The sequence below is a fragment of the Flavobacterium sedimenticola genome (assembly GCF_030053345.1).
Lineage (GTDB): Bacteria > Bacteroidota > Bacteroidia > Flavobacteriales > Flavobacteriaceae > Flavobacterium > Flavobacterium sedimenticola.
In genome coordinates this window covers 340,438-354,775 of the sequence record NZ_JASGBP010000002.1, presented here as the reverse complement: position 1 = coordinate 354,775, position 14,338 = coordinate 340,438, and the positions used below count along the sequence as shown (strand labels likewise).

Here is a 14,338-nt window from a genome sequence, read left to right as displayed (position 1 = left end):
TAACGCAGATTTTTTTGTCTGTATAAATTTGAAAAACTTATTTCAATAAAAAGTTAAAACCAATATTCAAACTCGTTCTGCTATTGGTAACGGAAGAATAATAATTATCTCTGAAAATATCATTAAAACCACCTTGTCCGTCTAATTCAAAGAATAATTTTACCTTATCGGAAACCGGAACTTTTACACCAATGCCTAACGCCAATCCGAAGTCATTACTATTAAAAGCATCCGTTACATCGGTATTATAACGAACATCTTCCGCATTCAGCAAAAAACCCATATAAGGTCCGAAATGTAAATACCAATTCCTATTGTTGCCAAAATGCCAACTTGCCATTACCGGAATGGTTACATAATTTAAGTTAAAATCGGTTGAATAAGCTGAGCCGTTGCTATCCTCAATAAAACCATTGTCCCATCCTTTTTGATCGTAAATCAGTTTGGTTTTAATGCTCCAAGAATTGGTAAAATAGTAATCTATCGAACCGGCCACGTTAAAACCGGCCGAAGCATCTGAAGAATCGTAGTCGTCTGAAACTGAAGAACTGTTGTAACCTACGTTGAATCCAAATTCAACATCTCCTTTTTTTTGCGCTGAAATTGAAGTCGAAATCCCCAACAACGCAATAACTGATAAAAGCAATCTTCTCATATTGGAACGTTTTTATATCAAAAATACGCAATTATGAAACAATTACAATGCCAAATCAAATTTCTTGCAATGCTTTTACCAAAACATCAACATCCTCTTTGGTGTTGTAGTGGCTAAACGAAATACGAATACTCGGATAGCGTAGTTCTTCATCGGTAAGCATTTCAGCTAAAACATGTGACGGTTTAATGCTACCACTCTGACAAGCACTTCCTCTGGAAACGGCAATTCCTTTCATATCGAGGTTAAACAATATCATGGCAGTTTTTTCGGGAGGCATGGGTAAAAGTACGTTTAAAATGGTGTACAGTGTGTTGACTCCGTTTCTTTTGGCTCCTGGAAAAGCGCTCTGCAATTGGTCCCAACAATAAGCTTTTAGTTCTGATATGTAGCGACTTTCAGCCTCTAAATTATTCAGTGATAATTCTAACGCTTTAGCCATACCGGCAATTTGATGCAACGATTCGGTTCCGGCGCGCCATCCTTTTTCCTGTTCACCGCCAAATAAAATAGGTTGCAGTACCAAACCTTTGCGTACAAAGGCAAATCCGACTCCTTTCGGACCATGAAATTTATGCGCTCCGCCCACCATGAAGTCGATAGGCAATTCTTGCAAATTGATATTTATTTTTCCAACCGATTGAACCATGTCACAATGGAATAAGGCTTGCTGAAGACGGCAATTATCCGCAATTCGGGCAATGTCATGAATAACGCCGGTTTCATTGTTGACATGCATCAGAGTGACTAACGTTTTAACATCGGACGACAGTAATCGGACTAACTGCTCATAATTGAGCGTGCCGTCGTGCGTTACATCCACAAAATCAACCGCAATACCATACTCGTTTTGCAATGCTGCTACGGCATACAAAGTGGCATGGTGCTCTACCTTGGAAGTAATAATACGTTTCACCCCAAAATCGCGAACAGCACTTCTCAAAATCCAATTGGTAGCTTCGGTAGCACTCGAAGTGAACACGATTTCTTGAGCATTACAATGCAGATATCCCGCCATTTTTTTACGAGAAAGTTCCATCACCGCTTTGGCGCTTCGCCCAATACTGTGTGTGGAGGAAGGATTACCGTATTCCGATTGCATCACCGCGACCATTTCATCAATAACTTCCTGACGAATGGGTGTAGTAGCGGCATTATCGAGGTAAATTTTTTGCATGTGCAAATATAAAAAAGTACTATCCTAATAAAATTATAAAAGATAAATTAAATGACCGAAAAAAGTTATTTTTGCTGAAATTAAACGCAACAATGAAACGAATTCTGGGAATCTTATCGGTCTTATTACTCATTACTGCTTGTGACGACGGTAACCTGACTGTGGAAAATATTGACTTTACCGATGTAACGGTGCAAAAATGTAGTGATAAAGATATTTTATACAAAGTAAAAGATACCGAAATGCTGATTTTAGCCATCCCTGCCAGCGTTTTTGTTAACGATGAAACTCCCGAAAATACATCTATCGAAACTACTATAGACAATAATAACATTCAGGTGTTTTACCGACAATACAACGGTACAGTCAGCTCGGATAATATCTGCCCGACCATTCCGGCGGCTACTCCCAATTTAACCGAAGAATGGTTTGTGACTTCAGGAACCGTACAATTTACAAGTACGGCCGTAAAGTCGGTCAATGCCTCAACCGGCGTGACCCAAATAACCGGATACAAGCATTACATCGTTTTAAAGAATATCACATTTCAAAAACCCGACGGAAGTACGCAGTTTTACGAAACCTACCCGTTTGGGAATTATACTACTCCGGCAACGGCATTGGCCTTCGGTTTTAATGATGAAGCTGATAAAAGCACTTGCGACAACCGCATCTTTAATTTCAACAGCAGTGAAGCTTTCATCCTTGATTTAGGCGACTATGACAATTTGTTTCAAAACTCGGTTACTACAACGCCAAGAGTGGCATTGGTAAGCAGCACGAACAAAGTGGTATACCGACTTTACTCGGGAATCGTAAATGATGCCTATTTCTGTGCCACAACGCTACCTACAACACCAACGCTAACCCAGGAATGGATTGCCGAAAATGGGGTGGCAGATGTAAGTGGAATTATCGAAGTCACAACAACTACTTTTGGTTCCGGTTTTTTGCATACCATTCATTTAAAAAAACTGACTATGACCAGAGGTAACAGCGACTTTTATTTGGGTGACGATTATCTGTATGGTTCTTTTGTGGTGACGCCGTAAATCATTTTCTGAAATAAAATGCTCACCGTTTATTAATTTTGACACTATAAAATATGCCTAACGATTGTATCAGCTATCAAAAATCGGGTTATTTTTCTAAACTAATTATTGATTATTTAGCAGAAAAAAACGAACTGAAACCGCTGTACAATCATTTTCCAACCCTAGCTAATTTTAAGTTTCAGTTAGCCGAAAAACAAGCCAATTACAATTCCGCAAATCGAAAAGTTTTGGTCAAAGCACTCGAAGAGCAGTACCGAAACATTGCTGTTTCGGAGGAGACTCAATTCAATATTCAAAAACTTTCGGAATCCAAAACTTTTACCATTACAACCGGGCATCAGCTCAACCTTTTCACGGGTCCGTTGTATTTTTTATACAAAATTGTCTCGGTTATCAACCTGTGCAAAACCTTACAAGCTACTTATCCTGAGTATCATTTTGTGCCGGTTTATTGGATGGCAACCGAAGATCACGACTTTGAGGAAATCAATTACTTCCATTTTAAAAATGTAAAAATAAAATGGGACAATAACAGCACAGGTCCCGTTGGAAGATTAGCTACCTCGGGCTTGGAGGAAGTGTATGAGGTGTTTGCCAAAGATTTGGGTGTGGGCCGCTATGCTGACGAATTAAAAAAGTTATTCGAGGAAAGCTATTTGAAGCATTCGAATTTAGCCGAGGCCACCCGCTATTTGGCCAATGCTTTGTTTGGTGACACCGGTTTAGTCATCTTGGATGGTGATGACCCAAAATTGAAACAGTTGTTTGCGCCATTTATAGAGCAAGAATTAGTTGCGCAAACTTCGTTTCAAAAAGTTTCGGAGACCAATAATAATTATCTGAGTTCTTACGACATTCAGGTTAATCCGAGAGCGATTAATTTGTTTTATATTGAAGATACGATTCGGGAACGCATCATTTTTGATGACAATCGCTACTTCGTTAATCAAACCGATTTGAGTTTTTCTCCGGAAGAATTACGGCAACTTTTGGCTTCTCATCCGGAACGATTCAGTCCTAATGTAATTCTTCGCCCGCTATACCAAGAAGTGATTTTACCCAACTTATGCTATATCGGCGGCGGCGGTGAAATTGCCTATTGGTTACAATTGAAATCAAACTTTGAAGCCTTCAACATCGCATTTCCGATGTTGTTGTTGCGCAACTCGGTTTTATTAACAACCGAAAAACAAGTACAAAAGGCTGATAAATTAGGACTCCGTTGGGCCGATTTGTTCTCCGATCAACAGACTTTATTTGATCAAAAAACAAAGGAATACTCCCTTTTCAACCTCGATTTTACAGCGCAAAAAGCACACTTGCAAAAGCAGTTTGAAGCCTTGCGTTTGATGGCTGAGCAAACCGATAAATCGTTTGCCGGTGCTGTAAAAGCTCAGGAAGTAAAACAAATTAAAGGCTTGGAAAATTTAGAAAAAAAATTACTCAAAGCCGAAAGAAAGGTATATGCCGAAAAATTGGAGCGCATCATTCAGTTGCAAAATGAATTATTCCCGAATCAATCTTTGCAGGAGAGACGAAACAATTTCAGTGAATTTTATTTGGAAAGCGGTAAAACATTAATGGAAAAATTGTATCAAAATCTCGACCCGCTATCGCCCAATTTTACTATCATAACACTCTGATTCTCTTAAGTTTTCAACACGAAAACGTTTGCGGTCTGTGTTGATAAAAATACTTTCAAAACAATCATTACTTTTAGGTGACTAAGAAACCTCTAAAACCCAAAAGTTATGATGAAAAAATTACTCACACTCATTCTCATGATTGGTACTGTGTCGTTCTATGCACAAACCATTTCGATTGTCGGTACCGGAGTAAACGGCTGGCCTCCCACCAACGGACCCGAGATTACCCTTTCTACAACCGACAATATCACCTACACCATAAACAACCTTGCAGTAACTACCGGATTTGTAAAATTCCGACAAGACTATGGTTGGACTGTTAATTGGGGCGGCAGTACATTTCCTAACGGACAAGGTGTGCAAAACGGACCCGATATTCCAACGGTTGCCGGTACCTACGACGTAACGTTCAACCGCATTAACGGGACTTACACATTCATCGGAACAGCCGCATTTCCAAGTATCGGAATTTGGGGTCCGGCTGTCGATTCTCAAAATGGTTATGCCGGGCCGGATGTTGACATGATTACCAGCGATGGTATAACCTATACGCTGTCGGGGTTTAATTTCAGCAGTGGAAATGCCTATTTCAGACAAGACAATGCTACCAACTTTGTTTGGGGTGCCGTGGCTTTCCCTTCAGGCACAGCGGCCTTGAGCGGCCCGCCGATTCCGGTAACCGGAGGAGAATATTTCGTGACTTTTAACCGCAATACGGGTGCCTTCAGTTTTGAATTCCCTAGTATTGGAATCTTGGGCAATGCTTTAAACGGTTGGGATGTCGCCGATACCGATTTGGCCACTACGAATGGCTTTAATTATAGTATTTCCAATGTAACCTTGAGCAATGGCTTTGTGAAATTCAGAAAAGACAACTCGTGGTCAGTCAATTGGGGTAATGTAGATTTTCCATCCGGAACAGGCGTACAAGGCGGTCCGGATATTCCGGTAACAGCGGGGACGTATGACATTACCTTTGAACGCACTTCGGGAAATTATACTTTTACGTCTACCCTAACCGCTGCAGCGCATCGATTGGATAACCTAAAAATATATCCGAATCCTTCGGCAAATAATTGGACCTTCTTGCATACCACAACTATCGACTCGGTACAACTATTTGATATTAGTGGTAAAGTTTTGCAAAGCGTGGAACCGAATGCTACTGAATTCGTGCTATCGGGCAACGAACTGCCGAGCGGTGTGTATTTTGTAAAAATAAAATCGGGATTGGATTTCAGTGGGCAGAAAATTATCAAAAATTGATAATGCGCTTATTTTGATAATGATTTAAAAACATTACTTTTGCACCCAAATTTAAATCATTGACATCAAAATGGCAACAAACAGAACTTTTACCATGATTAAACCGGATGCTGTTGAAAAAGGACACATCGGTGGAATATTAAATATGATTACTGAAGGCGGATTCAGAATTGTAGCAATGAAATTAACCCAATTGACCGTAGCGGATGCACAAAAATTTTATGCCGTTCACTCGGCTCGACCTTTCTTTGGGGAATTGGTTGAATTCATGACGCGCGGTCCGATTGTAGCAGCTATCTTAGAAAAAGAAAATGCGGTGGAAGATTTTAGAACTTTAATCGGAGCGACTAACCCGGCCGAAGCAGCCGAAGGTACTATCCGTAAAAAATACGCGACTTCCATTGGTGAAAACGCTGTTCACGGTTCCGATTCAGACGAGAACGCGGCTATCGAAGGGGCTTTCCACTTTGCCGGTAGAGAGCAATTCTAATCACCGCTGTTGATATACCATAAAAAAAGCCCGGACATCCGGGCTTTTTTATTTTAATCAATTATACATCTTTTTGCGTTGCTCTTGAATTTTGGGATCCTCCAAGTATTCATCAAAGGTCATGTAACGATCAATTACCCCGTTTGGCGTAATCTCTAAAACGCGATTGGCCACCGTTTGGGCAAACTCATGATCGTGCGTGGTAAACAAAGCCGAACCTTTAAAGTTTTTCAACGAATTGTTAAAAGCCGTAATCGACTCCAAGTCCAAGTGGTTGGTAGGCTCATCTAACATCAATACATTGGCGCGAATCATCATCATACGCGACAACATGCAACGCACTTTTTCACCACCGGATAACACGGTACATTTCTTCAGCGCTTCTTCACCCGAGAAAATCATTTTTCCTAAAAACCCGCGAATGTATACTTCATCGCGCTCTTCTTCTGTTTTTGCCCATTGACGCAACCAGTCTACCAAATTCAAATCGGGATTCGTAAAGAATTCACTATTGTCATTCGGCAAATACGATTGTGTGGTAGTAATACCCCATTCGAAAGTACCGGCATCAGCTTTCATTCGTCCGTTTAGTATTTCATAAAAAGCGGTAGTGGCTCTCGAATCTTTGGAAAAAACAACTATTTTATCACCTTTGGCCATATTTAAGTCGACATTTTTAAACAACACCTCGCCATCGATGGAGGCGGCTAAATTTTGTACGTTTAAAATTTGATCTCCAGCCTCTCTTTCGGTATCAAAAATAATGGCGGGATACCTGCGACTCGATGGTTTAATTTCATCCAGATTGAGCTTTTCAATCATTTTCTTACGCGAAGTAGCCTGTTTCGACTTCGCCACGTTGGCACTGAAGCGACGAATAAACTCTTCCAACTCGGCTTTCTTTTCCTCGGCCTTTTTATTTTGTTGGGCGCGTTGCTTAGCGGCTAACTGGCTCGACTCATACCAAAACGTATAGTTCCCCGAATAGTGGTTAATTTTTCCAAAATCGATATCGGAAATATGCGTACACACGGCATCCAAAAAGTGACGGTCGTGCGATACTACAATTACGGTATTGTCATAATTCGCCAGAAAATTTTCCAACCAACTGATGGTTTCAAAATCCAAGTCGTTCGTTGGCTCATCCATTACCAACACATCGGGATTTCCGAAAAGCGCTTGCGCCAATAAAACGCGCACCTTCATCTTCCCTTCCATTTCACTCATCAAAGTATAGTGAAAATCGGGCGAGATACCCAAATTAGACAACATAGCACCGGCTTCCGACTCGGCATTCCAACCGTTCATCTCCTCAAATTGCACTTGCAATTCTCCGATACGGTCGGCATTTTTATCATCATAATCGGCATACAAAGCGTCCATCTCTGTTTTAACGGCATACAACACTTTATTGCCCATCATAACCGTTTCTAAAACGGTGTAGGTATCAAACTTGTTGTGATCCTGACTCAAAACCGACATACGTTTGCCCGGCTCTAAGAAAACGCCCCCCGAAGTAGGTTCGATTTCACCGGCTAAGATTTTGAGAAAGGTAGATTTTCCGGCACCGTTAGCACCAATTACACCGTAGCAGTTGCCTTGTGTAAACGTGGTGTTGACTTCGTCAAATAAAATTCTTTTTCCGAATTGTACCGATAGATTATTTACAGTTAACATGTAAGTATAGTTTATAAAAATTTGGTGCAAAAGTAGTGAAAATAATGCACATATTTAGAATCATTATTAAGACAATAAATTTGTAGAATTGTTCGGAAAATCACATTTTTACAGCCATTTACATTTAACTAATGATTAACAGTAAAATACAAAGTATCAAGCTATTTTTGTTGGCTAGTTTTGAAGTCATGCCTACACTCAAAAGTTTACAATTTTTTGGTTTTATCCTTCCGATAGTTGCCCTGTTAAGCTCTTGTAAAAACGAGTTTAAAGCGAATGATTATGTGGCGTACTTTGGTGGTGAGATTGTAAATCCCAACAGTCCATACGTTTTATTTTGCAAAGACGACGAAGTAATCGATTCAATCAAGTTAGACAAAAACAATCGTTTTTTTGTGCAATTTGACTCCTTAGCACCGGGATTGTACTCTTTTAAACACGAACCGGAATACCAATACGTTTACTACGATAAAAACGACAGCTTAATGGTTCGGGTAAACACCCGGGATTTTGATAATTCAGTTGTATTTTGTGGGCGTGGTGATCAAAAAAATAATTTCTTAATCGAGCAATTTCTCAAAAACGAAAAAGATAAAAATGTCATTTTCAACGCCTTTGAATACGACATCCAAAAATTTACGAAAACCATCGATTCTTCGTATCAACTCGCTACTGCTTTCTACAACAAGAAAAAAGAAGAAATCAAATGGAGCGACGATTTTGATTTATACGCCAAAGCCGCACTCGATTTTCCTTACTACTCTCGTAAAGAATTATACCCTATGGTGCACAAAATCAGAACCGGAAATGATGTGTACGAAATGATTCCGGCTAACTTTTACGACTACCGCAAGAACATCGACTGCAACAATGTAGCGCTTTCCAATTATGCGCCTTTTGTGATGTACTTGTCGCAGATGCTCAACAATATGGGTGCTATCAATTACCACAATCACTTTTCCGAAGTCGATTTGGCTCTCAAAACCAACATCAACAAAATGAACATAGCCGACACGCTGTTCAAAAACGAAAAAATCAAAAATACCGTACTCAACAATATTGCTTTTACCTATTTGTTAGAAGACCAAAACATGGTGAACAACCAAACCTTTTTGGCGGCTTACCACAAATTCTCTACCGATAAAAGTCAGAAGAACGAAATCACTAAAATCGGAAATGCCATCCAACAGCTTAAAGTTGGAAATAAACTACCCGAAGTGATTTTCTTGGACCGCAATGACAAGAAAGTGAGTTCGACTACTTTCACCAACAAAAAAACAGTACTGTTCTTTTGGACCGCCAATGCGGTTTCGCATCTCGAAGCCGTTCATAAAAAAATACTGGCTTTCAAAAAAGCACATCCCGAATACCAATTTGTCGGCATCAACATCAATGATACCCAACAAGAATGGAAAAGTTTACTACAGAAGTACAATTTTAACGGAATCATCGAATTGCGTTGTTCCGATTTTGAAGATTTACGCGCCAAATGGGTGATTATCAAAATCCATCGCACCATCATCTTAGGCGACAGCGGAGCCATAAAAAATGCCTTTACCAACATCTTTGAACTCAATTTTGAAGAAGAGTTGTAGTTGATGGATACTCAGATGTTCAGATATTCAGATAAAAAAAACGTCTCGAAAAATCGAGACGTTTTTTTATTATAATGGGTTCAGCGGCTAACAGAAACCCTGTATATTACTGATTTCCTTTGGCGTAATCAGCTAAAAACTGAGCCAAACCGATATCCGTTAACGGATGTTTCAACAATCCTAAAATAGACGATAACGGACCGGTCATCACATCAGCGCCGATTTTAGCACAGTTTACCACATGCATCGTATGACGAATGGAAGCCGCTAAAATTTGAGTTTCATACCCGTAATTGTCATAAATGTCTCTGATTTCCTGAATCAAATTCAATCCATCAGTCGAAATATCATCCAAACGTCCTAAGAAAGGGGATACATAGGTCGCACCGGCTTTAGCCGCCAAAATGGCCTGACCCGGTGAAAACACCAAAGTCACATTGGTTCTGATGCCTTTGTCCGAGAAGTATTTGCAGGCTCTTACACCGTCTTTGGTCATCGGGATTTTAACCACAATTTGCTCGTGCAATTCCGCCAACTCCTCGCCTTCTTTAATCATACCTTCATAATCGGTAGCAATCACTTCGGCACTCACATCGCCATCTACAATGTGGCAAATGTCAACGTAATGCTTCAAAATATTGTTTTTCCCGGTAATGCCCTCTTTGGCCATCAACGAAGGATTGGTCGTAACGCCATCCAAAACGCCTAACGATTGCGCTTCTCTGATTTCGTTTAAATTGGCCGTGTCAATAAAAAATTTCATACAGTTTATATTTAAAAGTAGTTGTGTTTCTAATTTATCTATTTGGGCGTTCCCCCGTTATCACGGGGTCAGGCTGTTCGCAGTGCGCGGCACTTGCTTCCATCCTTAACGCAAACCGCTGCAAAAGTACACATTTTTTTAGGTTCTGAAATACTAAGGCACCATGGTTCTCTGTTTTTTTATCAGCATCTCAGAACCTTAGTGCCTAAGCGCCTTAACCTCCTACAATTTATAGTGCTTCATCAACATCTGCTCATACACTCTGTCGGGTAAAATGCGCTTCAAAACAATAGAGAACTTTTGCATAAAAGCGCCCACTTTATAATGCAACTTCGGCTGTTTGTCGGTAATAATACGATAAATAGCCTCAGCCATTTCATCCGGATTACTACCACCATCCACGTGTTCATTCATTTGCAGTAAAGTGTTGCCGTACGGCATTTCATAAGCCGAACCCGGAATTACCGGAGCGTGGTATCTTCCCGAGGCAATATTGGTGGCAAAATCACCCGGCGCTACTGTAACCACATTTACGCCAAACGATTTCACTTCCATACTCACCGCTTCGGTAATAATTTCCAAAGCGCCTTTCGAAGCCGAATACACGCCGCGATACGGCAATCCCATATACCCGGCTATCGAAGTGATATTGATAATCAACCCCGATTGTTGCGCGCGCAGTTGCGGCAACACCGCTTTCATCACTTCAATAGGACCGAAAAAATTGGTTTCAAAATTATTTTTTATCTCAGTGGTCGGAATTTCTTCTATCGGTCCGGTAATCCCTACGCCGGCATTGTTGATGACCACATCAATGCGTTTGGCATTTTGAATCACATGCGCAACAGCACTTTGGATGCTTTCGGGATGTCGTACATCCAACGGGATCAACGGAAATAAGGAATCGGTTATTTTTTCGGGATTCCGACTGGTCCCATAAACCGTAAAGCCTTTGTGATGCAAAAACGCACCTATCGCCTTCCCGATACCCGAAGAACCTCCAGTAATTAAAACTACTTTGCTCATTAAATATTTAGCTATGAAATTTCAAATATTAGATATAAAACCGCTAAAGATAATCAGATTAATTTGATTCCTAATCCGTGATTTTCGCTTAGTTGAATTTTACCATTAACAATATAACTCCCTTTGGCAATATCGTTGGCGATTAAATTCGCCCCGTCTAAATCGGCATAATCACACAACGGCGCTAACACAGCGCCCGCCGAAATACCCACCGTAGATTCGGTCATACAGCCAATCATTATCCTGTAGCCGAGATTTCGGGCTTCGGTTATCAGCTCCAAAGCCGGTGTCAAACCGCCGCATTTTACCAGTTTGACATTGATGCTTTTATAATGCGGCTTTAATCTTTCCAAATCGGAACAATCCTGACAATCTTCATCGGCCATCCAGTTGGCAAACGTATCGGAATGCAAAACCGAATATTGCTCAACGCCTTTCTTCATAGGCTGTTCCAAATAGGTAAATTGGGAAACCACCGCATTCGCTTCGAACCAATGGCAATCGGCTGCAGTAAAACTTCCGTTAGAATCCAACGCAATATTTTTACCCGATTGCAGTAGCTTCCTGATATCGCTTTCGTTAAAATGATTGCACTTGACCTTAAAATGATTCCACTTCGACTCGGCTATTTTTTGCAACTGATTTTCCACAGCATCAACACTGATGGTAATGGAAGATTCCGGAAGCTGTTTGTACGAGATATTATTGAGCGCTAAAAAACTTTTTCTTTCCAACTTCCCAAACAAATCCCAATACGCACAATCCAAAGCCGAACGCAAAAACGAAGGCAATTCCAGCGACAACAAAAAACGATAAAAATCAGTTGGATGAATTATAGCATGGGCTTCAATCTGACTTTTTACCTGCTCCAATAGAAGCTGAAAATCATTCAAATTGATGTGGTAGTAATCAATCGCCGTGCATTCGCCGTAGCCTTTCTCCCCATGACTTTCCAAGGTCACAATTAAGGCTTCCCGAAACGTGTAATTCCCATAGGCAATGGCAAAGATTTCTTTGAGTTGAAAACGTACTATTTGCCGGTGTAGAATCATAGGTGTAAAAATAAAAAAATCCCGCTTTGCTGTAAAAACCAAACGGGATTCTTTTTATAAAAAAACGGCAAGCGACCTACATCGCACCGCTACAACCGCATACCTTTGCTATGTTCCCATCCTGGAGGATTTTGCAGGAGCTGGTCGTGTAGGACTTGCCGCTGCAAATATACAATCTTTTTATTTTTTTGCAATAATTTAAGACCATTATAAATATATTTGTGTGAGAAAATTTAATTGTAAAAAATGAAAGTTTATAACCTGTTAATTACCACATTTTTAGCCCTTAACATAGTAGGTTGCGGTGACAGTCCGAAAGACAAAAAAGGCTACTTCGGCTTCGATGAAAACAATTTAAAACCGATGTACCAAGCCTCCGAAAAAATAGATTTCTCCCTTTTAAATCCCAAAAACAAAACCATCGACAGTATTGTTTATTTTGCCAATGAACAACGATTGGCATCGGTACAAGGAAATGCCAAATTTACGTTGGACCTGAACGGTAAAAAGTTGGGCTACCAAAATATCAAAGCCTTGGTGTATTTTGAAGGCGATACCGTTTCTACCCAAACCCGAGTGGAAGTAGCGGCAGCCATCATCCCAAAACTTTTAAAATATACTATTGTCAATACCTACGATCACGATGTGAACGCTTTTATTGAAGGCTATGAATTTTACAGAGACACCCTAATCGAAAGTACCGGTCTCAAAGGGAAATCCTATGTGGCTAAAGTGGATTACAAAACCGGAAAAACATACCAAAAAGTGAGTCTCGATGCGCAATATTTCGGGGAAGGTATCACGGTTATCAACAACAAGATTTACCAACTGACTTGGGAAAACGGGGAAGGTTTTATTTATGATGCCAATACATTGAAGAAAATAAAAAGCTTTACCTACGATAAAAAAGTTGAAGGTTGGGGCATGACCAACGACGGTAAAATGATTTACCATTCCGACGGTACTGAAAAAATTTGGACCATGGATCCTGAAACTCAAAAACTAGTTGACTTTATCAACGTATATACCAATGACAGCAAAATTAAATCGGTTAACGAGTTAGAATGGGTAAACGGAAAAATCTACGGTAATATTTGGCAAAAAGACGCCATTGCAGTTATTGACCCGAAAACCGGTGCTGTGGAAGCGGTGGTCGACTTAACGGCGCTGCGTGCTAAAGTCACCAACAAAGAAGCAGAAGTACTCAACGGGATTGCCTACAACAAAAAGACCAATACCCTGTTTGTGACGGGTAAAAATTGGAATAAAACCTTTGAGATTAAAGTTCAAGACTAAAATTTCAAATACCTTAATAAAAAAACGCCCATCAGTGATGGGCGTTTTTTTTATTTCTTTACAAACTCAATCTTAGTGGCATCATACACCCATTTGTTTTGCTGGGTTTTACTTTTTTGGGTAACTGAACCATCGGGATTGAGAATAAACTCAAAACCGTCTCTTCTGATTTTTTCCTGGGTTTCAGTCGCAGCGGTACCGCCTAAAGAAACAACCTCGGTAATGTGATTAGTCATTTGCGAATTGGAGAATACTTGTTTTTTACTGCCTATCTCATAAATCACCGAATAGATAGTGGTGATGTCTTCTGTTTTCTTGGCCGTTTTAATTTGGGCTGTTTCGGTCCACGTAAGTAAGTACAATTTGGTGCCACCGGCAGTAAATGAAGATAATTTACAATTGGTAGGCTTAAAATTCGCATCGGCTGCCTTTACAATCATGGCATCCTTTTCTTTGCCATTTTCGGTAATGGTTAGTTGAAAGTTTCCTTTCTTCACTTCGGCAATTAAATTATCGATTTTGGCCAAACCGGAAGCCGAAGCAGAGGTTGTTGCTTTCGAAGCAGAAGATTTCTTTTTTTGGGCGTACGAGGGCATACTCAATAAAGCCACTAAGACAAACAAAGCAATTTTTTTCATGA

13 protein-coding genes and 1 other RNA gene are annotated in these 14,338 nt (G+C 40.2%); 6 read left to right on the top strand and 8 right to left on the bottom strand.

Annotated features, from left to right (window positions below):
- Positions 1–37 precede the first annotated feature (37 nt).
- Together QHT84_RS05900 and QHT84_RS05895 are read right to left on the bottom strand one after the other, a co-directional pair.
- Positions 38–655, bottom strand: coding sequence for a porin family protein (locus tag QHT84_RS05900; protein WP_283238629.1), 618 nt, complete (start codon positions 653–655; stop codon positions 38–40).
- 55 nt (positions 656–710) lie between these two features.
- On the bottom strand, positions 711–1,832 hold the full coding sequence (locus QHT84_RS05895; protein WP_283238628.1) for a cysteine desulfurase family protein: 1,122 nt from the start codon (positions 1,830–1,832) through the stop codon (positions 711–713).
- Between the two features lie 92 nt (positions 1,833–1,924).
- Here QHT84_RS05895 and QHT84_RS05890 point away from each other — a divergent pair, with 92 nt between their 5' ends.
- The 4 genes from QHT84_RS05890 (at position 1,925) to QHT84_RS05875 (ending at position 6,289) form a co-directional block, all read left to right on the top strand.
- Entirely contained in the window at positions 1,925–2,884 is a 960-nt protein-coding gene (locus QHT84_RS05890; RefSeq protein WP_283238627.1) for a hypothetical protein, read from the top strand.
- Between the two features lie 53 nt (positions 2,885–2,937).
- Complete coding sequence (bshC, locus tag QHT84_RS05885; protein ID WP_283238626.1) at positions 2,938–4,530, top strand: bacillithiol biosynthesis cysteine-adding enzyme BshC; 1,593 nt, start codon at positions 2,938–2,940, stop codon at positions 4,528–4,530.
- A gap of 111 nt (positions 4,531–4,641) precedes the next feature.
- The gene (locus QHT84_RS05880) at positions 4,642–5,799 is read left to right on the top strand and encodes a T9SS type A sorting domain-containing protein (protein WP_283238625.1); all 1,158 of its coding nucleotides are present in this window, start codon (positions 4,642–4,644) and stop codon (positions 5,797–5,799) included.
- Positions 5,800–5,869: 70 nt separating this feature from the next.
- A complete protein-coding gene (locus QHT84_RS05875) occupies positions 5,870–6,289 on the top strand; it encodes a nucleoside-diphosphate kinase (protein ID WP_283238624.1) in 420 nt (139 codons plus the stop codon).
- A 57-nt stretch (positions 6,290–6,346) separates the two neighbouring features.
- Here QHT84_RS05875 and QHT84_RS05870 read toward each other — a convergent pair whose 3' ends face one another.
- On the bottom strand, positions 6,347–7,966 hold the full coding sequence (locus tag QHT84_RS05870; RefSeq protein ID WP_283238623.1) for an ABC-F family ATP-binding cassette domain-containing protein: 1,620 nt from the start codon (positions 7,964–7,966) through the stop codon (positions 6,347–6,349).
- 131 nt (positions 7,967–8,097) lie between these two features.
- Here QHT84_RS05870 and QHT84_RS05865 point away from each other — a divergent pair, with 131 nt between their 5' ends.
- Positions 8,098–9,561, top strand: coding sequence for a TlpA family protein disulfide reductase (locus QHT84_RS05865; RefSeq protein WP_283238622.1), 1,464 nt, complete (start codon positions 8,098–8,100; stop codon positions 9,559–9,561).
- Positions 9,562–9,667: 106 nt separating this feature from the next.
- Here QHT84_RS05865 and fsa read toward each other — a convergent pair whose 3' ends face one another.
- The 4 genes from fsa to ffs form a co-directional block, all read right to left on the bottom strand.
- The gene (gene fsa / locus QHT84_RS05860; protein WP_283238621.1) at positions 9,668–10,324 is read right to left on the bottom strand and encodes a fructose-6-phosphate aldolase; all 657 of its coding nucleotides are present in this window, start codon (positions 10,322–10,324) and stop codon (positions 9,668–9,670) included.
- Between the two features lie 222 nt (positions 10,325–10,546).
- Positions 10,547–11,350 (bottom strand): SDR family oxidoreductase, encoded by an 804-nt coding sequence (locus QHT84_RS05855; RefSeq protein WP_283238620.1) that lies wholly within the window; start codon positions 11,348–11,350, stop codon positions 10,547–10,549.
- Positions 11,351–11,403: 53 nt separating this feature from the next.
- Entirely contained in the window at positions 11,404–12,402 is a 999-nt protein-coding gene (locus tag QHT84_RS05850) for an enolase C-terminal domain-like protein (protein WP_283238619.1), read from the bottom strand.
- A 62-nt stretch (positions 12,403–12,464) separates the two neighbouring features.
- An RNA gene (gene ffs, locus QHT84_RS05845) (signal recognition particle sRNA small type) lies at positions 12,465–12,563 on the bottom strand.
- Positions 12,564–12,648: 85 nt separating this feature from the next.
- On the opposite strand from ffs, the gene QHT84_RS05840 reads away from it, so the two are divergent.
- The gene (locus QHT84_RS05840; RefSeq protein ID WP_283238618.1) at positions 12,649–13,698 is read left to right on the top strand and encodes a glutaminyl-peptide cyclotransferase; all 1,050 of its coding nucleotides are present in this window, start codon (positions 12,649–12,651) and stop codon (positions 13,696–13,698) included.
- 50 nt (positions 13,699–13,748) lie between these two features.
- Here the strand turns inward: QHT84_RS05840 and QHT84_RS05835 are convergent, their stop codons facing one another.
- Complete coding sequence (locus QHT84_RS05835; RefSeq protein WP_283238617.1) at positions 13,749–14,336, bottom strand: hypothetical protein; 588 nt, start codon at positions 14,334–14,336, stop codon at positions 13,749–13,751.
- Between the last annotated feature and the right edge of the window lie 2 nt (positions 14,337–14,338).

Excerpts from the sequence above, each read along its gene's own strand:
- QHT84_RS05900 (WP_283238629.1), bottom strand. The coding sequence starts at position 655 with ATGAGAAGATTGCTTTTATCAGTTATTGCGTTGTTGGGGATTTCGACT.
- QHT84_RS05895 (WP_283238628.1), bottom strand. The coding sequence starts at position 1,832 with ATGCAAAAAATTTACCTCGATAATGCCGCTACTACACCCATTCGTCAG.
- QHT84_RS05890 (WP_283238627.1), top strand. The coding sequence starts at position 1,925 with ATGAAACGAATTCTGGGAATCTTATCGGTCTTATTACTCATTACTGCT.
- bshC (WP_283238626.1), top strand. The coding sequence starts at position 2,938 with ATGCCTAACGATTGTATCAGCTATCAAAAATCGGGTTATTTTTCTAAA.
- QHT84_RS05880 (WP_283238625.1), top strand. The coding sequence starts at position 4,642 with ATGAAAAAATTACTCACACTCATTCTCATGATTGGTACTGTGTCGTTC.
- QHT84_RS05875 (WP_283238624.1), top strand. The coding sequence starts at position 5,870 with ATGGCAACAAACAGAACTTTTACCATGATTAAACCGGATGCTGTTGAA.
- QHT84_RS05870 (WP_283238623.1), bottom strand. The coding sequence starts at position 7,966 with ATGTTAACTGTAAATAATCTATCGGTACAATTCGGAAAAAGAATTTTA.
- QHT84_RS05865 (WP_283238622.1), top strand. The coding sequence starts at position 8,098 with ATGATTAACAGTAAAATACAAAGTATCAAGCTATTTTTGTTGGCTAGT.
- fsa (WP_283238621.1), bottom strand. The coding sequence starts at position 10,324 with ATGAAATTTTTTATTGACACGGCCAATTTAAACGAAATCAGAGAAGCG.
- QHT84_RS05855 (WP_283238620.1), bottom strand. The coding sequence starts at position 11,350 with ATGAGCAAAGTAGTTTTAATTACTGGAGGTTCTTCGGGTATCGGGAAG.
- QHT84_RS05850 (WP_283238619.1), bottom strand. The coding sequence starts at position 12,402 with ATGATTCTACACCGGCAAATAGTACGTTTTCAACTCAAAGAAATCTTT.
- QHT84_RS05840 (WP_283238618.1), top strand. The coding sequence starts at position 12,649 with ATGAAAGTTTATAACCTGTTAATTACCACATTTTTAGCCCTTAACATA.
- QHT84_RS05835 (WP_283238617.1), bottom strand. The coding sequence starts at position 14,336 with ATGAAAAAAATTGCTTTGTTTGTCTTAGTGGCTTTATTGAGTATGCCC.